Genomic DNA, 25174 nt, shown 5'->3' on the forward strand with positions numbered 1-25174 from the left:
CGCGTTGTTTCCAGAGAGCACGCGTTATCGTTGAAGTCCATCGCGAGCAGGCTCGCTCCCACAAAAGCCTTCGACAATCTCATCAATCACCACGCGAACCCGCGCCGTATGCCGCAAATCCGCGTGAGTCACCAGCCACACGTCATAAGGCAGCGGCCGGGTGCGCTCCGGCCACAACCTCACCAGTCCATCCTTCTCCCCCACGTACACCGGAATTTCCCCGATCCCGATCCCCGCGGCAATGGAGCGACGCACCAGCAGGCCGGAACTCAGGCTGGCAACAATCCGCCCGCGACCCGGCGGTTCGCTGACCAGCGTCAGGTCCTTGCCACTCTGCAAATACGGCTGATACACCACCAGATCATGCCCTTCGAACGCCGATCCCGGCTCGGGCACACCATGGGCATCCACGTAGGCTTGCGAGGCGAACAGGCCCACCGGCCAACGAGCGATTCGCCGGGCGATAAGGTCAGGGTTCTCTGGCCGGGTATTGCGAACGGCGATGTCGGCTTCGCGTTTGGCCAGGCTGAGAATTTGTGTCGAAGCGTCCAGCTGCACCCGCACGTCGGGGTGACGCTGATGCAAACGAGCGATGGCCGGGATCAGGAAGTCGATGGCCATGGAGTCGGTGGTGGTCACCCGCACGGTGCCCGTCAGCCGATCATCGAGGCCCTGGATACGCCGCTCAAGGTCCAGTGCGGAATGCTCCATTTTCTCGATGGCGCGCATCGCCGCCTCGCCCACCGCAGTCAGTGCATAGCCTTCGGAAGTGCGCAGGAACAACGTCGCGCTCAATGATTTTTCCAGCGCCGTAATGCGCCGGCCGACAGTGGCCTGATCGACACCCAGCACCCGCGCTGCGCCGCGCAACGTTGATTCGCGGCAGACCGCCAGGAATACCCGTGCGTCATCCCAATTCATTGGCCTCTCCTCAATGATGCATTTATGCATCACTGTAGCGTGAAATCGCTGCGCCGGCGCATCAATAAACCTCGTTATGCTGGGCTCCAATCAAACCTGCAGGACGCCCCTCATGCCCAGCGCAACGCACAACCCACGCAGCGCAATCTGGCTGCCCATATTCGCCGGTCTCAGCGCCAGCCTGGTCAGCATCGGCCTGGCGCGTTTTGCCTATACACCGCTGATTCCGTCACTGATCCAGGCCCATTGGTTTTCCGCCAGCGACGTGGTGTACCTCGGCGCCGCCAACCTGGTGGGCTACCTCATCGGTGCACTGATCGGCCACCCGTTGGCACGAGGGACGTCCAACAAAACCGCGCTGCGGCTGATGATGCTGGCAGTGACATTGTCGTTTTTCGCCTGTGCGTATCCGTTGTCGGTGAGCTGGTTTTTCGGCTGGCGTTTGCTCTCGGGCATTGCCGGTGGCGCGATCATGGTGCTGGTGGCGGCGACGGTGTTGCCGCATGTGCCGGCCTCGCGCAAAGGCTTGGCCAGTGGCGCGATCTTTCTCGGCATAGGGCTGGGCATTGCCGGGTCCGGGACGATTGTCCCGCCGCTATTGACCCTGGGCTTGCAACAAACCTGGCTCGGCCTCGGCTTGCTGGCGCTGATCCTGACCGCCATCAGCTGGTTTGGCTGGCCGTCGGCTACGCCCCATGCAACGACGACAACAACGGCCGATGTCGCGTCGACCAGGACAAACCCCGGTGTCTATCTGCTGTTTGCCCAGTACGCGCTCATGGCGGCAGGACTGGTACCGGCCATGGTGTTCCTGGTGGATTACGTGGCTCGCGGCCTCGGCGCCGGGCAACACGTCGGCGCGCTGATTTGGGTGATGTACGGCATCGGCGCGATTGTCGGGCCGGTGAGTTATGGCTTTCTGGCGGATCAACTGGGGGCGAGGCCGAGTATTCGCCTGGTGCTGGTCGTTCAGGCGATTGCCGTGGGTCTGCTGTCAATCTGCAACTCCTTCGCGGCATTGGCGTCGCTGGCGGTGATCCTCGGTTCGTTCCCACCGGGCATCGTGCCGCTGGCCTTGGCTCGGGTTCACGAACTGGTCCCCGGGCACCATCAGCAACAGGTCGTGTGGAGTCGCGCAACGGTGTCCTTCGCCACCTTCCAGGCCATTTCCGGGTTCGCTTACTCCGCGCTGTTCAATGCCAGCGGTGGTCATCATGCGTTGATGTTCGTGATTGCGGCCGGGGCGATTGTTGTCGCGTTGTTGTTGGAGTTGGGTGTGCGCTTATTGAATCGTCCCGAGCAACTTGTTCAGGCCAGTTGCCCATGAAGATTTCCCTGTAGGAGCTGCCGCAGGCTGCGATCTTTTGATTCTCCGCGCGAACGCGCGGTCTTATCTACACAACACTTCTCCTCAGGTATACGAAATGAACTTACCTAAAGACATGACCCTGATCGAAATCACCCAACCCGGTGCTCCTGATGTCCTGCAACCACGCCAGGTACCGGTTCCTACACCAGACGCTGGTGAAGTGCTGATCCGCGTGCACGCTGCCGGCGTCAATCGCCCCGACGTGCTTCAACGCGCGGGCAAGTACCCGATGAAACCCGGCATGAACCCGAACCCGGGCCTGGAAGTGGCCGGTGAAGTGGTCGCCGTTGGCGCAGGCGTCAGCGACTTTATCGAAGGCGACAAGGTCTGTGCGCTGACCAATGGTGGCGGGTATGCCCAATATTGCGCGGTCCCGGCCAGCCAGACCCTATCAACTCCCGAAGGCATGGACTGGGTGCAAGCCGCCGCGATCCCGGAAACTTTTTTCACCGTGTGGGCCAATCTGTTCGAGATGGGCGGCGCCAGTAAAGGCCAGCGAGCGCTGATTCACGGCGGCACCAGCGGCATCGGCACCACTGCGTTGATGCTGTGCCGCGAGTTTGGCGTCAAGGCATTCGCCACGGCGGGCAGTGAGGAAAAGTGTGCGGTGATCCGCCAGTTGGGGGCCGAGCCGATCAACTATCGCGATCAGGATTTCGTTCAGGTCATTCAGGAAAAAACCGCCAACAAGGGCGTCAATGTCATCCTCGATATCATGGGCGGTTCGTACCTGAACCAGAATATCGCGGCATTGAGCATGGAGGGTCGACTGGTGATGCTGGGCTTCCTGGGTGGCGCTCACGCCAAGGACATTGACCTGCTGGCGATCATGGCCAAACGCGCCGTGGTGACGGGTTCGCTGCTGCGCTCGCGCACCCGGGAAGAAAAAGCGTCGATTGCCGAACAGTTGCGCGAATACGTATGGCCAGTGCTGGCGGCCGGGCGTTGCCTGCCGATCATCGACAAGGTATACGCACTCACCGAAGCGTCGCAGGCCCATGCCCGAATGGAAGCGGGCGACCACATCGGCAAGATCGTGTTGCGCGTAGATTGATACCTACGCAAAACCTGTAGGAGCGAGCCTGCTCGCGATGGCGGACTGGCAGTCGCCATGAAGGTTGAATGTCACGGCCTCATCTCGAGCAGGCTCACTCCCACAAGTCGCATTTTTCCCCGCCCCGCGCACGCATCTGTTAAAACGCGAACTTCATGTCTGTTCCAATGGACCACCCGATGCCCACTGCCCTCCTCACTCGTCTGCGCCAACGCTGGCTGCCGCTACTGTGCATGGCCGCGCTGGTCGTCGGCCTGCCCGTGAGTTGCGGCGCGCTCAAGTACAAGGAACGCGAGTTGTTGTTCCGCATTGAACCGGGCACGGCGGGCTGGTATCGCGGTTTGCCCCAGGACGTTCAGGAATTCGACATCAAGCCTGCCAGTTTCAAGGCCGGGCAAAACCTGCATGCCTGGTGGTGGCCGGCTGCGCGTCGCGATGCGCCATCGATCCTGTACCTGCACGGCGTGCGCTGGAATCTCACCGGCCAGGCGTTCCGCATCGAGCAACTGCGCGCCATGGGCTATTCGGTGCTGGCGATCGACTACCGCGGGTTTGGCCAAAGCAAAGGTGATTTGCCGTCGGAGGCCAGTGTTTATGAAGACGCCCGAGCCGCCTGGGAGCGCTTCACCGCGATGCAACCGGACGCCAGCAAGCGCCTGATCTACGGCCACTCACTGGGCGGCGCGGTCGCCATCGATCTCGCCGCGGACCTGGCGGCGCAGGCAAAAAAAGAGCACGTCGCCGTGCCGGTGCGCGGCCTGGTGATCGAATCCACCTTCACCTCGCTGGGCGATGCCGTGGCGGAAGTCGCCGGCAACAATCTGCCCGTGAACTGGTTGCCGGTGCGCTGGCTGCTGTCGCAGAAATTCGACTCCATCGACAAGATCGTCGACATCGACATGCCGCTGTTGGTGGTCCACGGTTTGGCCGATCCGTTCATGCCATCGCGATTCAGCCAGCAGTTGTTCAATGCGGCCAACGAGCCCAAGCGACTGTTGCTGGTTCCTGGCGGGACGCACAACAACAGTATGAGCCTGGGTGGCTCTCAATATCGCCAGGCCATCGAGGGCTTGATGCGAGCCAAACCACAGATCGCCGGGCCGACAGGTTCACGAGGCATTCAGGACTCCTGAGGCCTATCGATAACCGCGCGCCTGCAGGTCAAACAGCTGCGCGTAGCGCCCACCCGCCGCGACCAGGCTGGCATGATCGCCGCGCTCGAGAATTGCGCCTTGATCCAGCACGATGATGTGATCGGCGTTGCGCACACTGGAAAAACGATGGGAAATCAGCAAGGTCATGCGGTCTTGGGTGTGCTGGCTGAAATGCTCGAACACCGCCGCTTCCGCCGCTGGATCGAGTGCCGAAGTCGGTTCGTCCAGGATCAGGATATCCGCGTCGCGCCGCATGTACGCGCGGGATAACGCGATCTTCTGCCACTGCCCGCCAGACAACTCCTGCCCACCGGCAAACCAGCGCCCCAACTGCGTGGCATAGCCGCGATCCAGACGCTCGATAAACGGTGCAGCCATGCCCTCGGCGGCGGCCTCGTGCCAGCGTTGTTCATCGTTGAACGCCAGGGTGTCACCCACGCCGATGTTCTCGCCGACGGAAAACTGGTAACGAATGTAATCCTGGAAAATCACGCCGATACGCCGACGCAACGCGTCCTCCTCCCAGCTCTGCAAATCGCTGCCATCCAGCAGGATGCGCCCCTGATCGGGACGGTACAGACGGGTCAGCAACTTGATCAACGTAGTCTTGCCCGAGCCGTTTTCGCCCACCAGTGCCACGCTGTGGCCCGGCACAAGATGCAGATCGATGCCTTCAAGTGCAGCGCGGTTGGCACCCGGATAACGGAAACCGACGTTCTCGAAACGCAAACCGTCGCCGGGCACTGCACCGACGGTGAGATGACCGGTATCGGTCACCACGGGTTCGGCCAAATATTCATACAGGCTGGACAGATAGAGGCCATCTTCATAGAGACCACTGATCGCGCTCAGGCTGCTGCTCACCGCCGTTTGCCCCTGCTTGAACAGCACCAGGTACATGGTCATTTGACCGAGCGTGATGCTGCCGTGAACCGTATCGACCACCACCCAGGCATAGGCCAGGTAAAATGCACCAGTGCCCAACAGCCCCAGAACGAATCCCCAACTGTCCCGGCGCAGGGTCAGTCGCCGGTCTTCGGCATAGAGCCGGGCGAACGTTTCGCGGTAGCGTTTCAACAACAGCGGCGCGAAACCGAACAGCTTGACCTCTTTGATGTAGGCCTCGTGGGACAACAACGTCTCGATGTATGTCTGCTGCCGACTTTCCGGGGCGCGACGGGTAAACAAGCGGAAGGCATCCCCGGAAAAATGCGCTTCAGCGAAAAACACCGGCAACGCCCCCACCACTAAAAGCACCAGCGCCCACGGCGAAAAGTGCACCAGCAATACGCCGAAGCTGATCAGCACGATCAGGTTCTGAATCAGCCCCAGCGACTTCATCACCAACGCCAGCGGTCGGGTCGAGGCTTCACGGCGCACCCGCACCAACTTGTCGTAGAACTCGGAATTCTCGAATTGCACCAGCGACAACGTCTGGGCCTTTTCCAGAATCATCGTGTTGACCTTCTGCCCCAACTGCACGCGCAACAGCGACTGCTGGACCGACAGCGCACGTTGGGTGGCAGACAGCAACGCCAGCACCCCGGCTTCGAACAACACGTAACGCACCACCGGCCACAACGGCGCACTGCCCTGCTGCGCGTGCAGCTGCATGGCAAACACAACGGCATCGACGATGCGCTGGCCCAACCATGCTGCCAGCGCTGGAAGCACCCCGGCAATCAGCGTTGCCAGCACCAGGCCGAGAAACAAACCGCGCGAGGTGCCCCAGACGAGCAGCAGGGCGCGACGGGATTGGTCGAGAAGCGTGGTGAACCGACTGAAAACCGCGGGCATATCTACCTGTCGCGCCGACGCAACCATTCAGATTCTTTTTTTGATGGAGGAGGCCCAGAGGGTGGCCGAGGGCGCCCAGAGGCGCCAGGGGTGCCCGGCCTGTAACAAGGCGGCATTTCTTGAGGTGCTTTACTTGTCATGATCATCATTCCTTTTGCGTAAATTCGACCCATTGAACGTTTGAAGCATCGATAACAATAACTTCAGCCCCGGTTTGAGACTCCTCGCCTTCGCTATCGAGCCAACTTGGGTTTTCGATTACGAACTGCCCTCTTGTGGGCGCGGATGGCCATTCAATTGACCAGCCATAGAGTCGTTTGTCATCGAGCAAATGCAGCACGACGAATCTGGGCCTTGACGAAAAAGCACTGTACCACTCGCAAGGGTATGAAGTTTGCGTGGTGATTTTCAGCTTCCTGAGGAGCGAATGAAGCTTGTCGCTGCTTGCAACATGGCAGGAAACAAAACCCAGCAACACCGCGATCACCGCTGACCACAAGGCCTCTGATTTTTTGTCCCACAAGCCGAGCGAAAAAAACTGTTCCCCTATCACTAGCATTAGCGCTCCCAACCCGGCAACCAGCGACTGAATCACAAAGGTAAAAATCAGCGCCTGGACTATTTGTCCGAAGGTGTCAGGACGCTTGAAGGCGGTCAGGGAATAAAAGATCCAGGCGGCCAAAAAACCCGGGATCAAATACTGAAGTAAGGGAATCACTTCCTTGATCAAATCATCCATGCACGTTTTCAATCCATTGAAAGCTGCGACGCGGTACAAATAAATACCTCACCAGGACGAACCATTCCATCGGTTGTCACGGAGCTGTCGTCACAAAAAATGTCTGGATTCAACTCGGGATTTTTGCGTGCAAACATCAGCGAAAATTCAGACAAACACTTAGCCTGAATCCCACGCCATCTACTCCTGATACCTCGCCCGATACCTCCCTGGACTCTCCCCGGTCCATTTCTTGAACGCTCGATGAAACGCGCTCGGCTCCTGAAAACCGAGTTGCTCGGCGATGTCGCTGATGCTCGCCCGGCTTTCTCGCAATTGCTCGAACGCCACGGCCCGTCGCACTTCGTCCTTGATCTCTTGATAGGAACAACCTTCGCGCTCGAGTTTTCGGCGGAAGGTACTGGGGCTCAGGTGTTGTTCAAGGGCGAAGGCCTGCAAGGTCGGCCAGTTGCTGTAATGGCTGCTGCGCAAGCGCTGATGCACCTGCGATGCCAGGCCATGCTGATTGCGGAAGCGGATCACCAGCCATTGCGGTGCGGTGCGCAGGAACACTTTCAGCGACGCCAGATCCTGAACCACCGGCAGGCGCAGGTAATGGCTGGCGAACTCGATTTCAGTGCGCTCGGCACCGAAGGTCAGATTGGGTCCCCAGAGCAATCGGTCATCACTGAGTGACAGACGCTCGTGGCGAAAATCCGCGCGGTCGATGGGGATGCGCCGGCCACCCAGCCAACACAGCAAACTGATCATCAACACCAAAAACGTTTCTTCGCCAAAACGGCTGGCATCGGTATCCGTTGAATGGGTTTCCAGACTGATGATCGCCCGTTTGCCGCGCACGGTCAGCGTGCCGCGATAGTCACGCAGGAACAGGCCGAAGTTGACCAGGCACTGGCGCATGGCTTTGTGCAGATCCGGTTCCTGGATCAATGCGCGGCAAATCAGGGCGAAAGCGCCAGGCGGCATGCCGTGGGAATCCAGCCCGAAGAATTCGTCGTTCAACTCGCGAATTTGAATCAGCCACAACGCCGCAAACGCACTGGCCGGCACCCGCGCCGTGGGTTGCTGCATCACCGCCGCATCGACGCCTGCCTGTTCAAGCACCGCCCGCACGCGCTGCGGATCATCCCCCATCCCGTGGATCATTGCCTGCACGAAGTAGGCGGCCACCGAGTCCTTTTCCCGCATGTGAACGCTTCGCTCCCCAGTATCCGAAATGGCAAAAAACACCAGCGCCGTTGAACAGTTTCGGCATAGGACAACCGCCCTGCCCACTCTAGACTCGCGGCAATAGTACGCCTTCGGCTGCCACGGCGGCCAAGGTATCGCGAGGTTTGATCGGAAGGACCGCAAGATGAATCTGCAAAACATTGGCGTGATCGGCGCTGGCACCATGGGCAATGGCATTGCGCAAGTGTGTGCCCTGGCCGGTTTCAACGTGACCTTGATCGACATCTCCGAGGGCGCGTTGCAAAAAGCCGTCGCGACCGTTGGCAAAAACCTCGATCGGCAGATCGCCAAAGAGACGCTGACGACAGAGCAAAAGCTCGTCGCCCTCGACAAGATCCGCACCAGCACCGATTACAGCAGCCTGCAAAATGCGCAACTGGTGATCGAAGCCGCTACCGAAAACCTGGACCTGAAACTGCGGGTGCTGCAACAGATCGCCGCACAGGTCAGCGCCGAGTGCGTGATCGCCTCCAACACCTCGTCGCTGTCGATCACTCAACTCGCCGCCAGCGTCAGCGAGCCTGAGCGTTTCATCGGTCTGCACTTCTTCAATCCGGTGCCGGTGATGGGCCTGATCGAAGTCATCCGTGGCCTGCAAACCAGCGACGCCACCCACGCCCTGGCACTGGACATGGCTGCGACACTGGGCAAAACCGCGATCACTGCCGGCAACCGCCCTGGGTTCGTCGTCAACCGGATTCTGGTGCCGATGATCAACGAAGCGGTGCTGGTGCTTCAGGAAGGCCTGGCCAGCGCCGAAGACATCGACGCCGGCATGCGCCTGGGCTGCAACCAGCCGATCGGCCCGCTGGCCCTCGCCGACCTGATCGGTCTCGACACCTTGCTGGCGATCATGGAAGCCTTCTACGACGGCTTCAACGACAGCAAATACCGCCCGGCGCCACTGCTCAAGGAAATGGTTGCCGCCGGTTACCTGGGTCGCAAAACGGGGCGTGGCTTCCATGCCTATGCCTGAGCGTTGCTCGCGTTTCGCCGAGTACCGGGACAAGGTGCTGGAGCTGTTTGCCAGCAAGGGTTTCGGTCAGGTCGGCATGCGTGAGCTCGCGACGTGCCTGGGGCTTTCCCCGGGCTCGTTGTATCACCATTACCCGAGCAAACAGCACTTGCTGCTGGACTTGATCGAAGAGTTCTACGAAGAGCTGTTGGCGACGCTGGGGCGTATCGAAATGAAGGCTCCGGCCAAACGCGACCGCCTCAACAACCTCATTCGTGCGCACCTGAATCTGCATCGCGATATGCCTTGGCATTTTCGCCTGGTAGAACGCGACTGCGGTTGCCTGAATGAGGACCAACAAGCACGAGTTCAACACTTGCGCGAGCAATACGAACGCAAGTTGCTGGTGATGCTCGGAGCCCGCTCCCGGTTCAGCGAACCAGGCCACTTGGCGGCCGGGCATGCGATTGCCGCACTACTCAATAGCGCGCCTAGCTGGCTGACCCCGCACTCTCTGGATGAGAGCGAGCACGATGAGCTGCTGGAAAGCATGGTAAGCGGCGCCATCGAGCGCCTGCTGGCACCACGACGCGCAGTCGAGGCAATAAGCCTTGCTTCATCTATCGAGAAAACATCTAAAAAAACCGAAGCTGCCGTCGCGATTTAGCGCTTTGCTTGCCGGGTCAAGGTCATCGGAATTCGCTACGCAACGAAGCGTCCAATCCGATGTGTCCCTACAACGACCTGGGAGCCGGATCATGAAAATCAATCCCTACCTTATCTTCAACGGCGACTGCAAAGCCGCTTTCACCTTCTATGCCGAAAGCCTCAACGGCAACATCGAAGCCATGCTGACGTTCGGTGAAACGCCCGCTCGCGAGCACGTGCCAGCGGACCTGCACAACCTGATCATCCATACGCGCCTGACCGTGGGCGATCAGGCGATCATGGGTTCCGATACAACACCTGACCGCCCCACTGATGATATGAGCGGCTGTTCGATTTCGCTGAATGTCGACAGCATTGCCGAGGCTGAACGGGTGTTCTCGGCGTTATCGGAAGATGGCACAGTGCAAATGCCTCTGGAACAGACTTTCTGGGCTGCAAGATTTGGCATGCTGGTCGACCGCTTCGGTGTGTCGTGGATGATCAACTGCGAAAAGGATCAGTAAACAACGTTTAATGCATGAAAAAGCCCAACCTGAAAAGGCTGGGCTTTCTGGCAACTGCCGGCCCCTCTGCTACCGTCAACGAACTGTCCCCGAATAGCAGCGGATTGTCCGAAGGAATGCCCTATGCCAGCCCATCACGTGTCCTTGTCCACCCGAATCAAACTTTCACTGTTGGCTGGCGGGCTCACCGCCACCCTACTCGCACTCAGCGGCTGCGCGACCGTCGATGCCCAGACCACCGCCTATGTCGGTGTTGAGCATCCCGCACCGACGCTGCCCAGCGAAGTCGTCGTGCTGCGCACCGAACCCCAGCGCCCGCATGTTCGATTGGGTGAAATCCTGATCGACGCCAGCGTCGATCCCGCCCCACCGATTACCGAGGTAGAAGAAAAACTGCGGGACGAGGCTGCAAAACTCGGTGGCGATGCCGTTGTGGTGGTCTATGACCATATCCAGGCGGTGGGTGCCTACGTCAACGGACCGTTGTGGGCTCGCGACGTGCAAACCATCGAAGGCCGGAAACTCAAAGGGATTGTGATCAAGTACAAGTAACATCGAACCAACGACGTTTTACCTAACCTTTGACGCACACCACCTGACGCAAGGTGTGAATCACTTCCACCAGCTCGCGCTGGGCGTGCATGACGAGGTCGATGTCCTTATAGGCCATCGGTATTTCATCGATGACGGCGGCGTCCTTGCGGCACTCCACATGGGCGGTGGCGCGGATCTGATCGTCGACGGTGAACAGGGTTTTTGCTTTAGTGCGGCTCATGGTGCGACCGGCACCATGGCTGCACGAGCAAAAGGATTCCTCGTTGCCGAGCCCACGAACGATGAAGCTCTTTGCGCCCATTGATCCCGGGATAATTCCCAGCTCGCCTTTCTTCGCCGACACCGCGCCTTTTCGGGTGACCAAGATCTCCTGGCCAAAGTGCCGCTCTTTCTGCACGTAATTGTGGTGGCAGTTCACCGCCTCCAGGGCAACGTCGAACGGTTTCCTGATCACTTGTCGTGTCGCCTGAATCACCGCTTGCATCATCAGTGCACGGTTCTGCCTGGCAAAATCCTGCGCCCAGTTCACCGCTTCGACGTAGTCATCAAAGTGTCGACTGCCTTCTTCAAAATAAGCCAGATCGCGGTCCGGCAAATTTGCAATGTGCTGACGCATGTCCGCCTGGGCCAGCTGTATGAACAGGTTGCCTATGGCATTACCGACTCCCCGAGAACCGCTGTGCAACATGAACCAGACCCGGTTGGCTTCGTCCAGGCAAACCTCGATGAAATGGTTGCCGCTGCCCAAGGTACCCAAATGGCCCCGGTTATTGGTGTTGGCGAGTTTCGGGTATTTGCTGGTGATCGCTTTGAATCGCGGGGCCAAGGCGGCCCACGCCCGGTCTGCCTGCTGCGGGACACTGTCCCAAGCCCCCTTGTCTCGCCCGCCGCGTCCACTGGTGCGTCCATGGGGTACCGCTTTTTCGATCGCACAGCGCAAGCCGTGCAGATTGTCCGGCAAATCGCTTGCAATCAGTGAAGTGCAGGCAGCGATCATGCCGCAGCCAATGTCCACCCCAACGGCGGCGGGAATGATTGCCCCAACCGTGGGAATGACACTGCCAATGGTCGAGCCCTTGCCCAAGTGGACGTCCGGCATCACCGCGAGGTGCTTGAAGATGAAGGGCATTTTTGCGGTGTTCATCAACTGTTGCCTGGCTTCGTTTTCTACCGGGACGCCCTCGGTCCAGAGTTTGATGGGTTTTCCGTTGGCGACTTCGAGCAGTTGGTAAGAATGTTTTTGCATGATTTGAGTACTTTTCTATTGGCCGGCGAATCGACGCAACGTATGAACCTCACCATTCGTCGCATCGAAAAATCCAACACAGAATTTTTGACGCCTTTGGCGTAACGATTGCACAAGACGCTTCAGCTGCCCCAGAACGACGTAATTCTGACGCGGCAGCAATCATATTAACGCTTAAGGACTCCAGCGATACGCTTGGTCAGTCGGGAGATGTAACGTGTCAACTCTCAGTGAAATCGCAGCGAACCACGCGAGAATGGTTATGGCAAAGGCAGAAGCGTCGACCGAACCCAGAGAGCGGCACCTTCAGATCGTGACTAGCTTTGAAGTCCATTCTCCTGATGACCAACAGCATATTCCCCTGCACTTAATTGTCGCGGCGCAGGACATCCATACTGGACAGGCAATCGGCCACTCATCACTTTCGTCCAGGTGAAAAAAATACCAGCACTGGGAAAGATTCACTGGGTAAGCTATGCACTCCACGCATGGAGGCATTTATGAAACACACCACAATTCTTTTGGTTGCCACTTTCCTAGCCAGCTGCTCCTCTTACAGTGAGCGCGGCACCGGTGAAGGTGGACGAGAATTCAACAACAAGGGCTATACCGTCCGCTGTGATGCGACCCCCGCCAATCAACCAGGTTGCTATACACCGTCGCCATCATGGTCTTGGTGGCCTTCAAACAACATAAAATTCAAATTGGGTGCGAACTGAATCAGTCTGTACCTGACTCGTCTGGACTTTACTCAGAGATCGCGTCTGGTTTTCTCCAGACAATGAAGAGCCTGCCTATGGCGGGCAGTTGTTAAGGAAATTTCCAAGGTTCCCGTCGGTCTTCGTGCAATAAAAAAGCCCCGCTCAATGGCGGGGCTCTCTTAAAAAACAATCCTTGACGGGGCTTAATCAAATTGTCGATTTGTACAGTCGAGCCTTAAGGATCTCGACAATCTGCTTGTAGATTGGCTCAAAGACCCTGGCGTCAACCTCTGCCACACTCAGAATAAGGTGATGATCATTATTCACCTCGAACCGATATCCCGCTTCGCAGAACTGAACGTCCAAGTCGAAAACGTAAGAGGTCCAAAGCGATTTGTCCCTGGAGGCTATTGTGATAGCAATAGCGCAAGAGACTGCTCCCGACTCAATACTGAGCTGATACCACGGTTTCTCTTTAAAGATCGACGCCGGCTTTACACCCAACCGAGCATAGGACTCACCCACGGATCCATCGTTACGACTCCAAGCAGTCGAAGTAAGGCGCAGATACTTACCTAAGCCAGTAGCGAGATCAGCTATCACCCTGGGCAGCAATTGGCATTGGGATTGTAGAGCTTCCTGACGACTTCCAATTCGAGTCTGCTGCGCTGCGCAAGTATTCATTACCTAGCTCCATGATGCAGCCTATCAAATCGCCGCATAGTAATTTTTTGACCAATAAAAGCCCGGCGCGATGGCTGGGCTTTTGTTGTCACTCCTACACACGCAGAAATAACAGAATGTAAAAATGTTCTCTCATTCTCTCTGTGTTTGCAATGGCTAATTGCTATACCCCGCAGCTTCGATTGATCCTTCTGCTTCCATTTTCCATGAGTGCCGGCGATCCACCTTGAATTTCGTCCACGCATGGCGGGGTGGCCTTTGCGGTTAACGATTTGCTCGCCCTCCAGCCGCCAAGCGACCATTCACTTGATGAGCAGAACCAGTAAGGCTCGAATGGGCGTCGCCGGATTTGTAGCTATTGCGGAGCGCGCACTACTAGTGAACGTTCGCGAGGGGCTTCCATACGTTGTTCAATAGAAGACGGCCAAGGAGAGTAATGCGGCGCGGCGCAATTTCAGAGATCACCGGGTTTTGCGCAGGCACAAAAAAGCCGATCTAGTTGATCGGCTTAAGTGTCTGATTCTACTCAGGAATAATGGTCGGGACGGAGTGATTCGAACACTCGACCCCTAGCACCCCATCTCCTTTTTCATACTTCTTGAAAGACTCCAAAATTTCACTCTGGATTTTTCTAAGCTAGTATTTACTTGAGCTCCAGCGGTGTTCTGCTCTACGAGAGTCCAGTAACGTCCATCAAGAGCCGACGTTTTTGTGGGGGTAAAAGTAGGGGGAGTCAATTTCATGGCCAAAATCACCATCAAAGAACTCGAGTCGCTGACCGCCAATGATGCCGGCCGGATCCTCCGGGAGGATGGCAATCTCGCGGGTCGAATTTCCCTGCGTAAGGACGGCGTGTCGGTCAGCTTTTTCTATCGCTATCGGTGGGGCGACCAGAACAAAGAATACGCCTGCGGGTCCTGGCCACGCAAATCCCTGACGGACATCCGCAAGGCCCGCAACCAGGCTAGGGCGCTCATCGATGAGCAGATCAATCCCAACGAGCAGAAGAAAACCGCCAAGGCACAGGCATACGCCGCAGCTAACGTAGAGGCCGAACATGCAATAACGACGAAGGTGCAAACGCTGACCGTCCAGGATCTGGCCAGCGCCTGGCTGTTGGATGGCGTCGCGCGCAAAGACGGCAATGCCGAGTTGCAGCGGCGTTTTAACAAGGACCTATTCCCGGCACTTGGCAGGACCGCGGTGAACAATGTTTCCGAACACGATGTTCGGGCGCTGATCCGCACCGTGGTCAACCGCGGCGCTCACCGTCAAGCCATCAGCTTCTTCGCCGACCTCACCCAGATGTTCAACTGGGCTAGAAAGCGCCAACCTTGGCGGGCGTTACTGGTTGAGGGTGATCCGACTGAGCTGGTCGACATCTCCCCCCTGATCCCTGCCGACTACGAAGCGGAAAGAAGCCGGATCCTTTCCCCGGCTGAGCTATTGGAATTGCACACTCGCTTCCAGCAAATGACTGCCGATTACGACGCCCTCCCCGCGGGCCAAAAATACGATGGCATTCGGCCGTTGAAAAAAGAAACTCAACTCGCGCTCTGGATCAGCTTGGGCACCTTGTGCCGGATAGGCGAGTTGCTCCAGGCCGAATGGAAAAACGTCGATCTGGACCGGCAGACCTGGTTTCTCCCCAGCGAAAATGTCAAAGGCACCCGTGGCAAAAAACAAGACCACCATGTCTTCCTCTCCCCCTTCGCCCTGCATTTCTTTCAGGAACTCAAAATCCTGACGGGCGACTCGCAATGGTGCTTTCCCAACAAGCAGGATGATGGGCATGTGGACGTAAAGGTGGTGAGTAAACAGGTCGGTGATCGCCAGGCTCGGTTCAAAAACCGCAAGGCCCTCTCCAGACGGTGCCATGACGATACCCTGGTCCTTGCCGACGGCCAAAACGGCGACTGGACGCCGCATGACCTGCGCCGTACGGGGGCGACCATGATGCAAGCCTTAAGCGTTAGCCTGGATGTCATCGATCGCTGCCAAAACCATGTGCTGGCCGGCTCTCGGGTGAGGCGCCATTACCTGCATCACGACTATGCCGACGAGAAGAAAAACGCCTGGAACCTGCTGGGCGATCGACTCAGTGCCGTGCTGTCCTCAACTTACGAGCACACGCCAAACGAGTCGATGTTGTCTTTTCCAGCGTACGCGGCGACAGAGACGCTGACACCCTCATAGGGCTGTTGCACCCAGCGCTCTCCGGAATTTAACATCCGCGACAACCCGTGTTGTGACCTTAAATTCGCGATGAGCAAAGGTGACAGACTGCATGTACAAATTCGTGAGCTTCACCGTTGCGGAACTGTTCAAAAAAATATGGCAAACACCCATGATCAAATTGACCCACGACATGGTGTTTCCGACGTCGCCCTCGCCAAAGCTTGCCGCAAAGCCGGCATATCTTTCCCTGGCCGTGGGTCACCCGGCCAAAACGGAATAACAGCGACCGCGCAATTCCAAGTCTCCCAAGGTCGAAGGCAAGATCGGATTCGAGGTGCGAGACCGTGGTGCCTCGCCTGCCGAGACTGACACTGATCTGAACTCACCTAGCCATGGTTGCTTGCTGATTCCGCGGTGGCCACGAGAGGCCAGGCCTATGAATGGATAAATTCATAAGCCCAGCCTCGCCCCTCTGAAATAACCCGGCTCGTACGTCAGTTGCCCCAGCCAACCACTCCCTTGATCTCGAGGAAATCATGGATACCCCAACCGGCGTACTCGCGGCCATTACCGGACTGCTTGTAACCACCGAACGGCGCAAAGGTATCCCAGTTCGGATAGTTCAGATACACCGAGCCGGCACGCATGCGCCCCGCCACGGCGCGGGCATGTTCGATGTCGGTTGACTGCACATAGGCCGCCAGGCCGTAGACGGTGTCGTTGGCGATCTCGATGGCCTGCTCTTCGCTGTCGTAGGGAATGATCGCTAGCACCGGGCCGAAGATTTCCTCCCGGGCAATCGTCATCTGTGCCGTCACACCGCCGAAAACGGTGGGCTGCACGTAGTAGCCCTTGTCCAGGCCCTGCGGGCGACCCAGGCCACCCGTTATCAACGTGGCGCCCTCCTCGATGCCGGTGGCAATCAGGCCCTGGATCTTGGCGAACTGCGCCTCGCTGATCACCGGACCGAGGTCGGTACTGGCGTCAAGCGGGCTGCCGGTAAGCATTTTCTCGGCGGTTTGCCGGGCAATCTGCAGCGCACGCTGATGCTGGGAAGCCGGGACCAACATGCGGGTGGGTGCATCGCACGATTGCCCCGAGTTGGAGAAACAGCCCTGCACACCCTTGGCCACCGCAACCTCGAAGTCAGCATCCTCCAGCAGGATGTTCGCCGATTTCCCACCCAACTCCTGGGCGACGCGCTTGACCGTATCGGCCGCCGCCTTCGCCACCATGATCCCGGCGCGGGTCGAACCGGTGAACGACACCATATCGACCTTGGGGTGGCTTGCCATGTGCTGGCCCACGTCGGGGCCCGTACCGTTGAGCAAGTTGAACACCCCGGCCGGCACGCCCGCTTCGTGGAGGATTTCCGCGAAGATGATCCCGGTCAGCGGTGCGATCTCGCTGGGCTTGAGCACCACGGTACAGCCCGCAGCGATGGCCGGGGCGACCTTGCAGACGATCTGGTTCAGTGGCCAGTTCCAGGGGGTGATCAGGGCGCATACGCCAATGGCTTCGCGCACCACCCGGGTGCTGCCGTGCGACTCGCTGAACTGGAATTTTTCCAGAGCGCTGATGGTCGACTCCAGGTGCGCGCGGCCACTCCAGATTTGCGCGTCACGGGCGAAATGCAATGGCGCGCCCATTTCCTGGCTGACAGCCTTGACCAGGTCTTCATAACGCAGGTTGTACACCCGCAGAATCTCCTTGAGCAGCGCCAGGCGTTCGCTGACGCTGGTTGTCGAGAAGGCCGGGATTGCCTTGGCTGCCGCCGCGACGGCCTTGTCGACATCCTGCGCATTGCCCACTGCGATGCTGATAAAGGCCTGTTCGGTGGAGGGGTCGATGACCTCCAGGGTATTGCCGGACAGGGCATCGGTCCATTGGCCATCGATGTAGAACTTGAGCGCGTTGTTCATGTTTTCACTCGCCTTGACTGGGACACCGGGTGAGGACATTTCGGGTCCTCACCCTGTTGAATGGATTGCGCCGACTCAGCTGTTGCTGGGGAAAGCAAACTGGGCCGCTTCGTGGCTGGCACGGCGCGGCCAGCGTTGGGTGATGGCCTTCTTGCGGGTGTAGAAACGCACCCCGTCCGGACCATAGGCGTGCAGGTCGCCGAACAGCGAACGCTTCCAACCGCCGAAACTGTGGTAGCTCACCGGGACCGGCAAAGGCACGTTGACGCCGACCATGCCCACCTCGATTTCATCGCAGAACAGACGCGCCGCTTCACCGTCACGGGTGAAGATGCAGGTGCCGTTGCCGTACTCGTGATCGTTGATCAGTTGCATGGCCTCTTCCAGGCTGCCGACACGGACGATGCACAGCACCGGGCCGAAAATTTCGTCGGTGTAGATGCTCATCTGAGCGGTCACCCGGTCAAACAACGTGCCGCCGACAAAAAAGCCGTTTTCATGGCCGGCCACCACCAGGTCACGGCCGTCCACCACCAGACTGGCGCCCTGGGCGACCCCGGCGTCGATATAGCCCTTGACCTTGTCACGCGCCGCGCCGGTCACCAGTGGGCCCATGTCCAGGCCACAGGCGGTACCGGCGCCGACTTTGAGTGCGCGCACCTGCGGCACCAGTCTGGCCACCAGCGCGTCAGCCACCGCATCGCCGACACACACGGCCACCGAGAGCGCCATGCAGCGTTCGCCGCACGAGCCGTAGGCCGCGCCCATCAACGCGCCGACGGCGTTGTCCAGGTCCGCGTCCGGCATCAGCACCGCGTGGTTCTTTGCCCCGCCCAGGGCCTGTACGCGTTTGCCGCGCCTGGTACCTTCGCTGTAGATGTACTCGGCAATCGGGGTGGAACCGACAAAACTCAGCGCCTTGACATGGGGCGACTCGATCAGGCCATCGACCGCCTCTTTGTCGCCATGCACCACGCTCATCACGCCCTTGGGCAGGCCCGCTTCGATCAGCAACTCGGCAATGTACAGGGTCGAACTGGGGTCGCGCTCAGAGGGCTTGAGGATGAAGCAGTTGCCGCAGACGATGGCCAGCGGGTACATCCACAGCGGCACCATGGCCGGAAAGTTGAACGGCGTGATGCCCGCCACCACGCCCACCGGCTGCAGGTCGGTCCAGGCGTCGATGTGCGGCCCGACGTTACGGCTGTAGTCGCCTTTGAGCAGCTCCGGAGCGCCGCACGCGAACTCGACGTTTTCGATGCCGCGCTTGAGTTCGCCCGCAGCATCTTCCAGGGTCTTGCCATGCTCCTCGCTGATTAATCGCGAGATCTCTGCTTCGTTCTGCTCCAGCAGTTGCTTGAAGCGGAACATCACCTGCGCACGCTTCGCTGGCGGGGTGTTGCGCCAGGCCGGGAAGGCGGCGCGGGCCGCGTCGATGGCTTGTTGCAGGGTGGCGCCGTCGGCCAGCGCCACTTGCCGGGTCACCGCGCCAGTGGACGGGTTGTAGACATCCGCGGTGCGCCCCATGCCTTGCACGCGAACACCGTTGATAAGATGGGGAACGATACTGCTCATAAAACTCTCCAGTGCCGAACAGGTTCACCCCGCCGGCAGGTATGAATGGCTAATGCCCGTGTGGCCGATGCAAGGTCAGTCAAGCCTTGACGGCCGCCTGCAGGGCAATTTCCACCAGGATATTGTCCGCCGCCATGTTCGCCTCGACGGTCGCCCGCGCCGGCAGCGCGTCCTGTGGCACCCACTCGCGCCAGACCGCGTTCATCGCCGCGAAGTCCTGGACCGCGTGCTTGAGCCAGATCTGCGCAAACAGGATGTGCGACTTGTCGGAACCGGCTTCGGCCAGCAGCGCGTCGATGCGCGCCAGCACCTGGGCGGTCTGCCCGGCGACGTCCTGGGTGCGGTCGGCAGGCACTTGCCCGGTGATGTAGACGATGCCGTTGTGCACCAGCGCGTGGCTGAGCAGGCCGGGGTTGGGTTGTAGTCGGGTGATGGTCATGGGAGTAACTCCTGCTAAGTAAAGGGGTTGAATCAGGCGATTTGCAGTACCGTGCGGCCGACCAGTTGGCCTTTGCGCATGCGGGCGAAAATGTCGTTGATATCGTCCAGGCGTTCGAGGTTGATCTGCGCCTTGACCAGGCCACGGGCTGCGAATGACACCGCCTCGTTCAAGTCATGGCGGGTACCGATGTTGGAACCGGTGATCGACAGCTCCCAACCGCTGATGCTGGAAATGGAAGCGCGCACCGTGTCGGCATCGCCGCCGGGCAGGCCGATGAACACCGCCGTTCCACCGGGGCGCAGCATCTTCACCGACTGCTCGAACGCCGCGTTGGCGGTGGCGGTCACCAGCACGGCGTGGACGCCGCCGGGAATCTGTTGCCTGAGAGTTTCGACCGGGTTGTCGAGGGCGTTGATCAGGCACTCGGCGCCATAGCTGCGTGCCAGTTCAAGCTTGTCCGCACCCACATCGATGGCCGCCACGCGCAACCCCATGGCAATGGCGTACTGCACCGCCACATGACCCAGCCCGCCGATGCCCATGACGGCCACCCACTGCCCCGGTCGGGCACGCGAGCGCATCAGGCCACGGTAGGTGGTCACGCCAGCGCAGAGAATGGGGGCCAGGGCGTACAGGTCGACGTCCGGCTCGATCGTGGCGACGAATGCTGCCGGGGCCACCATGTACTCGGCGTAGCCGCCCTGCTTGCTGTAGCCGGTGGATTCGCGGTGTTCGCAGATGGTTTCCATCCCACCGAGACAGAACTCGCAGGTGCCACAGGCGCTGTACATCCAGGGCATGCCGACCGCGGTGCCGATCGCCGGTTCGCTGACACCCTCGCCATGGGCCGCCACGTGGCCGGTGATTTCATGGCCGGGAATCAGCGGCAGCGTGGGCAAGGCCGACCAGTCGCCGTCAATGGCATGCAGGTCACTGTGACAGACGCCGCAGGCGACGATGCGAATCAGTATTTCGCCGGGGCCCGGTTGTGGAATCGGTACCTGTTCAATACGCAGCGGTTCGCCGACAGCGTGCAGAACGGCAGCCTTCATGGTTTGACTCATCGCTCTCTCCTGAAACATCCACCCAATTTTCGGGCAAGTGGTCACCTATACCGCAGGCCAGAGCCGGCGGCAGGTGTGCGGGTCGAAAGAATTCCCCGGAGCGTCAGCCCACGGGACGTAAACTGCGTGTCGCGCTGGCAATGTTGCGCGCGGTGTTGATCACCTTGGGCGCCAGGTGTTTGCGCGCGTCCTCCAGGTTCCAGCGGCTGAACGGCACCGAAATGTTGACGGCCCCCAGGGGGTAGCCATCGGCATTCACCACCGCCGCAGCAACGCTGATATCTCCGGCGAAATACTCTTCCTGGGCATAGGCGTAGCCTTCACGACGCGCCTCGGCGACGATCGCGCGCAATTGATCCAGCTCGGTGACGGTGCTGGAGGTGTAGCCCTGGCGTTCGGAGGCGACCAGAATCGCGTCCGTTTCCGCCTCCGGCAGTGCGGCCAGGTACGCCCGACCTGCCGAGGTGCAGTACATCGGCAGGTGCCGGCCCAGCGGCATATGGATGGCAATCTGCTTGTGGCTGGGAAACCGCGCCACGTAGAGCATGTCCAGGCCGCACGGTTCGAGCAGGTTGCAGCTCTCCTCGACGTCGCGGTTGAGCTCGTGCAGGTACGGGTTGGCGCGTTCGATCAGCTCGCTGGTCTGCAGGTAGCCGGTGCCAAGGTCGAGGGACTTGGGCGCGAGGCGAAACCGCTTGGTCACGGGTTCCTTGTACAGGTAGCCCAGCGCCTCGAGGGTAAAGGTCGAGCGTTGCACGGTGCTTTTGTTCAGCCCGGTGGCTTGCGCCAATTCAATCAGGCTCATGCTCGGACGCCCGGCACGGAATGCCGTCAGGATCGACAGTCCCTTGGACAAAGCAGTAATGAAGAGTGGCGAGTCTTCTAGGGAACTCATGGGGTTATCCTTGTTGGTGCCGTGACAGGCGCGTGCGTGACGGTGCTGTTCAAACGGTGTTTCATTCGAAATGACTCAAGACAATGCCCGGTTCCACGACCGGCCGGTTGCATTCAAATCTATTGACGGCGAAGGGTCGCATACGCTCATCCACTTCGCCGCTGACAATGGCCTTGGCCAGGAACTCACCCGCCGCCGGTGCACCAGCATGGCCATAACACCAGCCTGCGCTGACGAAGAGTCCCGACAAATCCTCGTGGGCCCCCAGTAATGGCCCGAAATCCTTGGAGATATGCACCAGACCCGCCCATTGACGCAAGATGCGCGCGTGACCCAATTGCGGAAACATCTCCAGGTACGCTCGCGCGGTCGCCGCCATCACCGGTACGTCGGCATTCAGCGTGTGCTGCGGTCGCTCGGCGACTTCGGCACCGCCCACCACTTCGCCACGGGCGGTCTGGTGCATGTAGCAGAGTCGGTCCAGCAGCGCCACGGCAGGGCCGATCAGCGGGCGGGTCGGCTCCAGCGCCATGGCCTCCAGGCGCATCGGGTAACCGTCCAGTGGCACCCCCGCCAGTTGCGCCAGGCGATTGCTCTCGGCGCCGCCGGCCAGCACCACGGTATCGCTTGAAATCCAGTGTTCCCCCACCCGAACCCCGGAGACTCGCCCGGCGCTCTGGTCGATGGCGGTGACTTCGGTGCGGTAGCGAATGTCCACCCCGCGCGCTGCGCACGCTTGCCGATAGGCGTACATGGCCGCATGGTGCGGCGCCACGCCGCTGTCGGGCAGGTGCAGGGCCGCGCTCACCCGTCCATGGGCCAGGGCCGGAAGCACCTCGCGCAGTCGAGCCGGGGTGAGCAGGCTGGAAGTGATGCCGCAGGCCTTGTGAACTTCAAGCGTGCGATCCAGCAGCGCCGCCGTGGCACTGCGCTCGCCCACCATGGTGTAACCCCGGCGAGAGTACATGACATTTTCGCCCAGGCGTTTGGACAGCCCCTGCCACAGGTGGCAGGAATGAGCGAAGAAGCGCGTCCACTCGGGCGAACTGAACGCACCACGAATCAGCGTGCCGTTTCGGCCCGACGCGCCGCCCTGCCAGTAACCGGCGTCCAGCACGAGCATGTCGCGCACGCCCAGCTCGGCCAGGTTGAAGGCCAGTGACAAGCCCTGGATACCGGCCCCGACAATGATGATCGACGCCTTCCCAGGCAACGGGTTGAGGTTGTTCATTGCAATGGCTCGACAACAGGGGCCAGGCCAGCCGCCTGAGCGACACTCAAGGCACGGCGCGGCGGACGCAGCGTCGGCCGGGCCAACCCGGCCAGGGCGATGCCGCTGCGGGCACTGACCAACGCGCGCAGAGCATCCCAGCAGGGTTGCCCCTGGCAGGGCCCCATGCCACAGGACGTCAGGCGTTTGATCACTTCCAGGTCGGTGATGCCCTGTGCGAGCAAGGCCTCGACCTCGTGGTCAGATACATCGAAGCACGGGCACAACAACGTCTTGTGTCGCGAGCACGCGGCCACCGGCAGCAACTGATCGGCCTCCATGACCGACCCCACTTCACGCAGGCGGCTCTGGCGTTGCTCGCGCAGTTGCAGCAAACCTTCGGCGCGGCTCTGGAAGGTCAGGCTGGCATCGGCCAGCCATGGCCCGGCGTGCACCACGGCATCACAGGCAACCGACCTGGCGAACAATGCAGCCGTCACGCGGCTGCGCCCCACGACCCGGCGCAAATCGGCAACCGGTCGCGCGGCGACCACTGTGACGCCCAATTCGCGCAAGCGACTGGCGACCGCTTCCTGGTCGCCATTGCCGACCACCACGACCCGCGCACCCGGCGCCACCGATTGTTCATGGGCCATGATCAGCGCCGTGCGCACATCCATCACGCCGGGCAACCACATCCCCGGAACGACCGGTGGGCAGGCGCGACGACCGCTGGCTAGGATCACCTCGTCCGCCTCCAGGGCCAATGCTCCTTGCGCCGGGTCATGGGGCGCCGCGAGCAGCAGTTCGCCTTCGCGGTAGGCACCGAAGACCTCCACACCGCTGACCAGCTGTACCCGCTCGTCCAGCGTCGGCCGAGCGTGGCCCGCCGCACGGACATAACGGGCCAACGAATGACCGCGTGTCACCAACACCACGCTGCGTCCGGCTGCCACCGCATCATTGGCGGCGGCGCAACCGGCAGGCCCACCACCGATCACCAGGACATCCGCGCTCAAGTGCCGCGCCATGGGTACCGGCACTTCGCCTGACCGTTCAGCCGGCTTGGCCACACCCGCGAGGAACGCCAGAATGGCCTCCCAGCGCTGGAACAGTGCCGTACCGCTGGGCACCAGGTTGGTGTGTTCGAAACCACCCTGAATCCAGCTGGCAGGAATCAGTCGCGACAGGCGCAGCAGATCGAACCCCGGAACCGGCCAGCAGTTCTGCATCTCCACACGCGCACCAACCGCCACCGGCACCAGGTCCAGGCGCACATTCGGCACACCGTCCACGCGGGCCAGGACACCGGTGACATAGCTGCCGGAATAGCCCAGCGGTCGATGGGATTTGCGACTCCAGGCCAGTGTGCGGATGCCGTTAGCCAGCAACGCCGTCGCCAGGCTTTCGCCCTGGCGACCCTGCACGGCGCGACCGTTCCAGAAGAACTCGAGCACCTGTGTACTGGCGCGCTCAAGGCGCAGACTGCCGTTGCTCATACCGCATTCCTCTTGGCCTTGCGCTGCGCCATGATGCTGATGCACAGCATGATGATCGACAGCAGAGTCATCAGCGTCGCTACCACGGCGATCAAGGGGTCGATCTCGGAACGCAGCGAACTGAACATCCGCTTGGTCAGGGTGGAGCTGTCACCGCCGCTGATGAACAGCGAGATCACCGCTTCGTCCAGGGAAATGGCAAAAGCGAACATCGCGGCGGCGATCACCGAAAAACGGATCTGCGGCAACGTCACGTCAAAGAACGCCCGCAACCGACTGGCGCCGAGGATACAGGCAGCCTGTTCCTGGGTCATGTCGTAGCTGCGCAGCCCCGCGCTGACGTTGATCACCACATAGGGCAAGGCCAGCAACGTATGCGCCAGCACCAGCCCGGGAATGGTGTTGTTCAGGTCAAAGCGCGCGTAGACGAAGAACAGGCCAATGGCGATGAAGATCGTGGGCACGATCATCGGCGCCATCATCAGACCGCGCAGCACGCCCGAGAAACGTGACTGGGTGACGTGCAGCGAATACGCGGCCGCCGTGCCCAGGGTGGTGGCCAGCAGCATGGTCAGCGTCGCGGTGATGAGCGACACCTTGGTTGCCGTGCGCCACTCCAGCGACGCGAAGTAGCTGAAGAATGGCTCGATGCTGAACGACTTGGGCGGAAAGCTCAGGTAGCGTGCATCGGACAGCGACATCGGGATCACGATCAGCGTTGGCAGCACCAGGAACAGCATGGTCACCAGCACCAGCACGTACAACCAGGAGGCGCGCACCACCTCGGTCAGGGTTTGTCTAAATCGGCTCAT

General features: G+C 60.2%; 22 protein-coding genes. 9 read left to right on the forward strand and 13 right to left on the reverse strand.

Annotated features, from left to right (window positions below; genetic code table 11):
* Nucleotides 1–24 precede the first annotated feature (24 nt).
* Nucleotides 25–921, reverse strand: a complete 897-nt coding sequence (locus KGB21_RS00070; RefSeq protein ID WP_223502947.1) for a LysR family transcriptional regulator — start codon at nucleotides 919–921, stop codon at nucleotides 25–27.
* 112 nt (nucleotides 922–1033) lie between these two features.
* On the opposite strand from KGB21_RS00070, the gene KGB21_RS00075 reads away from it, so the two are divergent.
* The 3 genes from KGB21_RS00075 to KGB21_RS00085 all read left to right on the forward strand — a co-directional run bounded on the left by KGB21_RS00075 (nucleotide 1034) and on the right by KGB21_RS00085 (nucleotide 4477).
* Entirely contained in the window at nucleotides 1034–2248 is a 1215-nt protein-coding gene (locus tag KGB21_RS00075; protein ID WP_223502949.1) for a YbfB/YjiJ family MFS transporter, read from the forward strand.
* A gap of 97 nt (nucleotides 2249–2345) precedes the next feature.
* On the forward strand, nucleotides 2346–3344 hold the full coding sequence (locus tag KGB21_RS00080; protein WP_034147258.1) for an NAD(P)H-quinone oxidoreductase: 999 nt from the start codon (nucleotides 2346–2348) through the stop codon (nucleotides 3342–3344).
* Between the two features lie 179 nt (nucleotides 3345–3523).
* Nucleotides 3524–4477 (forward strand): alpha/beta hydrolase, encoded by a 954-nt coding sequence (locus KGB21_RS00085; protein ID WP_223502951.1) that lies wholly within the window; start codon nucleotides 3524–3526, stop codon nucleotides 4475–4477.
* Nucleotides 4478–4480: 3 nt separating this feature from the next.
* Here KGB21_RS00085 and KGB21_RS00090 read toward each other — a convergent pair whose 3' ends face one another.
* The 3 genes from KGB21_RS00090 to KGB21_RS00100 form a co-directional block, all read right to left on the reverse strand.
* Nucleotides 4481–6295, reverse strand: a complete 1815-nt coding sequence (locus KGB21_RS00090; protein ID WP_223502954.1) for an ABC transporter ATP-binding protein — start codon at nucleotides 6293–6295, stop codon at nucleotides 4481–4483.
* A gap of 145 nt (nucleotides 6296–6440) precedes the next feature.
* Complete coding sequence (locus KGB21_RS00095; protein ID WP_223502956.1) at nucleotides 6441–7034, reverse strand: DUF6338 family protein; 594 nt, start codon at nucleotides 7032–7034, stop codon at nucleotides 6441–6443.
* 180 nt (nucleotides 7035–7214) lie between these two features.
* Nucleotides 7215–8222: an AraC family transcriptional regulator gene (locus KGB21_RS00100; protein WP_034147323.1), complete on the reverse strand. Its 1008-nt coding sequence runs from the start codon at nucleotides 8220–8222 to the stop codon at nucleotides 7215–7217.
* A 166-nt stretch (nucleotides 8223–8388) separates the two neighbouring features.
* On the opposite strand from KGB21_RS00100, the gene KGB21_RS00105 reads away from it, so the two are divergent.
* The 4 genes from KGB21_RS00105 to KGB21_RS00120 all read left to right on the forward strand — a co-directional run bounded on the left by KGB21_RS00105 (nucleotide 8389) and on the right by KGB21_RS00120 (nucleotide 10943).
* Nucleotides 8389–9240: a 3-hydroxybutyryl-CoA dehydrogenase gene (locus KGB21_RS00105; protein WP_034147324.1), complete on the forward strand. Its 852-nt coding sequence runs from the start codon at nucleotides 8389–8391 to the stop codon at nucleotides 9238–9240.
* Complete coding sequence (locus KGB21_RS00110; protein WP_223502957.1) at nucleotides 9227–9886, forward strand: TetR/AcrR family transcriptional regulator; 660 nt, start codon at nucleotides 9227–9229, stop codon at nucleotides 9884–9886. Before KGB21_RS00105 ends, KGB21_RS00110 begins: the two co-directional genes overlap by 14 nt.
* Before the next feature lie 91 nt (nucleotides 9887–9977).
* A complete protein-coding gene (locus KGB21_RS00115; RefSeq protein ID WP_034147326.1) occupies nucleotides 9978–10391 on the forward strand; it encodes a VOC family protein in 414 nt (137 codons plus the stop codon).
* A gap of 123 nt (nucleotides 10392–10514) precedes the next feature.
* Nucleotides 10515–10943, forward strand: coding sequence for a hypothetical protein (locus tag KGB21_RS00120; protein WP_034147327.1), 429 nt, complete (start codon nucleotides 10515–10517; stop codon nucleotides 10941–10943).
* A gap of 22 nt (nucleotides 10944–10965) precedes the next feature.
* Here the strand turns inward: KGB21_RS00120 and KGB21_RS00125 are convergent, their stop codons facing one another.
* On the reverse strand, nucleotides 10966–12192 hold the full coding sequence (locus KGB21_RS00125) for an RtcB family protein (RefSeq protein ID WP_223502959.1): 1227 nt from the start codon (nucleotides 12190–12192) through the stop codon (nucleotides 10966–10968).
* 2126 nt (nucleotides 12193–14318) lie between these two features.
* Here KGB21_RS00125 and KGB21_RS00135 point away from each other — a divergent pair.
* The gene (locus KGB21_RS00135; RefSeq protein ID WP_223502963.1) at nucleotides 14319–15773 is read left to right on the forward strand and encodes a tyrosine-type recombinase/integrase; all 1455 of its coding nucleotides are present in this window, start codon (nucleotides 14319–14321) and stop codon (nucleotides 15771–15773) included.
* Between the two features lie 91 nt (nucleotides 15774–15864).
* Nucleotides 15865–16035 (forward strand): hypothetical protein, encoded by a 171-nt coding sequence (locus KGB21_RS00140; RefSeq protein ID WP_223502965.1) that lies wholly within the window; start codon nucleotides 15865–15867, stop codon nucleotides 16033–16035.
* Between the two features lie 214 nt (nucleotides 16036–16249).
* On the opposite strand, the gene KGB21_RS00145 is transcribed toward KGB21_RS00140, so the two are convergent.
* From KGB21_RS00145 to KGB21_RS00180, 8 genes are all read right to left on the reverse strand, one after another.
* Nucleotides 16250–17677: an aldehyde dehydrogenase family protein gene (locus KGB21_RS00145; RefSeq protein ID WP_223502967.1), complete on the reverse strand. Its 1428-nt coding sequence runs from the start codon at nucleotides 17675–17677 to the stop codon at nucleotides 16250–16252.
* A gap of 75 nt (nucleotides 17678–17752) precedes the next feature.
* Nucleotides 17753–19252, reverse strand: a complete 1500-nt coding sequence (locus KGB21_RS00150; RefSeq protein ID WP_027620517.1) for a CoA-acylating methylmalonate-semialdehyde dehydrogenase — start codon at nucleotides 19250–19252, stop codon at nucleotides 17753–17755.
* 79 nt (nucleotides 19253–19331) lie between these two features.
* Entirely contained in the window at nucleotides 19332–19691 is a 360-nt protein-coding gene (locus KGB21_RS00155) for a RidA family protein (RefSeq protein WP_027620518.1), read from the reverse strand.
* Nucleotides 19692–19723: 32 nt separating this feature from the next.
* Nucleotides 19724–20758, reverse strand: a complete 1035-nt coding sequence (locus KGB21_RS00160) for a zinc-dependent alcohol dehydrogenase (RefSeq protein ID WP_027620519.1) — start codon at nucleotides 20756–20758, stop codon at nucleotides 19724–19726.
* Between the two features lie 103 nt (nucleotides 20759–20861).
* Nucleotides 20862–21653, reverse strand: a complete 792-nt coding sequence (locus tag KGB21_RS00165; RefSeq protein WP_223502969.1) for an IclR family transcriptional regulator — start codon at nucleotides 21651–21653, stop codon at nucleotides 20862–20864.
* A 61-nt stretch (nucleotides 21654–21714) separates the two neighbouring features.
* The gene (locus KGB21_RS00170) at nucleotides 21715–22884 is read right to left on the reverse strand and encodes an NAD(P)/FAD-dependent oxidoreductase (RefSeq protein ID WP_027620521.1); all 1170 of its coding nucleotides are present in this window, start codon (nucleotides 22882–22884) and stop codon (nucleotides 21715–21717) included.
* Nucleotides 22881–24362: a 2Fe-2S iron-sulfur cluster-binding protein gene (locus KGB21_RS00175; protein ID WP_051550584.1), complete on the reverse strand. Its 1482-nt coding sequence runs from the start codon at nucleotides 24360–24362 to the stop codon at nucleotides 22881–22883. The genes KGB21_RS00170 and KGB21_RS00175 overlap by 4 nt, the downstream gene beginning before the upstream one ends.
* Nucleotides 24359–25174: an ABC transporter permease gene (locus KGB21_RS00180; RefSeq protein ID WP_060539953.1), complete on the reverse strand. Its 816-nt coding sequence runs from the start codon at nucleotides 25172–25174 to the stop codon at nucleotides 24359–24361. The genes KGB21_RS00175 and KGB21_RS00180 overlap by 4 nt, the downstream gene beginning before the upstream one ends.

Source organism: Pseudomonas sp. GL-RE-29 (assembly GCF_019947275.1).
Lineage (GTDB): Bacteria > Pseudomonadota > Gammaproteobacteria > Pseudomonadales > Pseudomonadaceae > Aquipseudomonas > Aquipseudomonas fluorescens_A.

Excerpts from the sequence above, each read along its gene's own strand:
- KGB21_RS00145 (WP_223502967.1), bottom strand. The coding sequence starts at position 17,677 with ATGAACAACGCGCTCAAGTTCTACATCGATGGCCAATGGACCGATGCC.
- KGB21_RS00070 (WP_223502947.1), bottom strand. The coding sequence starts at position 921 with ATGAATTGGGATGACGCACGGGTATTCCTGGCGGTCTGCCGCGAATCA.
- KGB21_RS00075 (WP_223502949.1), top strand. The coding sequence starts at position 1,034 with ATGCCCAGCGCAACGCACAACCCACGCAGCGCAATCTGGCTGCCCATA.
- KGB21_RS00160 (WP_027620519.1), bottom strand. The coding sequence starts at position 20,758 with ATGAGTCAAACCATGAAGGCTGCCGTTCTGCACGCTGTCGGCGAACCG.
- KGB21_RS00155 (WP_027620518.1), bottom strand. The coding sequence starts at position 19,691 with ATGACCATCACCCGACTACAACCCAACCCCGGCCTGCTCAGCCACGCG.
- KGB21_RS00125 (WP_223502959.1), bottom strand. The coding sequence starts at position 12,192 with ATGCAAAAACATTCTTACCAACTGCTCGAAGTCGCCAACGGAAAACCC.
- KGB21_RS00095 (WP_223502956.1), bottom strand. The coding sequence starts at position 7,034 with ATGGATGATTTGATCAAGGAAGTGATTCCCTTACTTCAGTATTTGATC.
- KGB21_RS00170 (WP_027620521.1), bottom strand. The coding sequence starts at position 22,884 with ATGAACAACCTCAACCCGTTGCCTGGGAAGGCGTCGATCATCATTGTC.
- KGB21_RS00175 (WP_051550584.1), bottom strand. The coding sequence starts at position 24,362 with ATGAGCAACGGCAGTCTGCGCCTTGAGCGCGCCAGTACACAGGTGCTC.
- KGB21_RS00085 (WP_223502951.1), top strand. The coding sequence starts at position 3,524 with ATGCCCACTGCCCTCCTCACTCGTCTGCGCCAACGCTGGCTGCCGCTA.
- KGB21_RS00080 (WP_034147258.1), top strand. The coding sequence starts at position 2,346 with ATGAACTTACCTAAAGACATGACCCTGATCGAAATCACCCAACCCGGT.
- KGB21_RS00105 (WP_034147324.1), top strand. The coding sequence starts at position 8,389 with ATGAATCTGCAAAACATTGGCGTGATCGGCGCTGGCACCATGGGCAAT.
- KGB21_RS00180 (WP_060539953.1), bottom strand. The coding sequence starts at position 25,174 with ATGAGCCGATTTAGACAAACCCTGACCGAGGTGGTGCGCGCCTCCTGG.
- KGB21_RS00165 (WP_223502969.1), bottom strand. The coding sequence starts at position 21,653 with ATGAGTTCCCTAGAAGACTCGCCACTCTTCATTACTGCTTTGTCCAAG.
- KGB21_RS00135 (WP_223502963.1), top strand. The coding sequence starts at position 14,319 with ATGGCCAAAATCACCATCAAAGAACTCGAGTCGCTGACCGCCAATGAT.
- KGB21_RS00140 (WP_223502965.1), top strand. The coding sequence starts at position 15,865 with ATGTACAAATTCGTGAGCTTCACCGTTGCGGAACTGTTCAAAAAAATA.
- KGB21_RS00100 (WP_034147323.1), bottom strand. The coding sequence starts at position 8,222 with ATGCGGGAAAAGGACTCGGTGGCCGCCTACTTCGTGCAGGCAATGATC.
- KGB21_RS00115 (WP_034147326.1), top strand. The coding sequence starts at position 9,978 with ATGAAAATCAATCCCTACCTTATCTTCAACGGCGACTGCAAAGCCGCT.
- KGB21_RS00110 (WP_223502957.1), top strand. The coding sequence starts at position 9,227 with ATGCCTATGCCTGAGCGTTGCTCGCGTTTCGCCGAGTACCGGGACAAG.
- KGB21_RS00090 (WP_223502954.1), bottom strand. The coding sequence starts at position 6,295 with ATGCCCGCGGTTTTCAGTCGGTTCACCACGCTTCTCGACCAATCCCGT.
- KGB21_RS00150 (WP_027620517.1), bottom strand. The coding sequence starts at position 19,252 with ATGAGCAGTATCGTTCCCCATCTTATCAACGGTGTTCGCGTGCAAGGC.
- KGB21_RS00120 (WP_034147327.1), top strand. The coding sequence starts at position 10,515 with ATGCCAGCCCATCACGTGTCCTTGTCCACCCGAATCAAACTTTCACTG.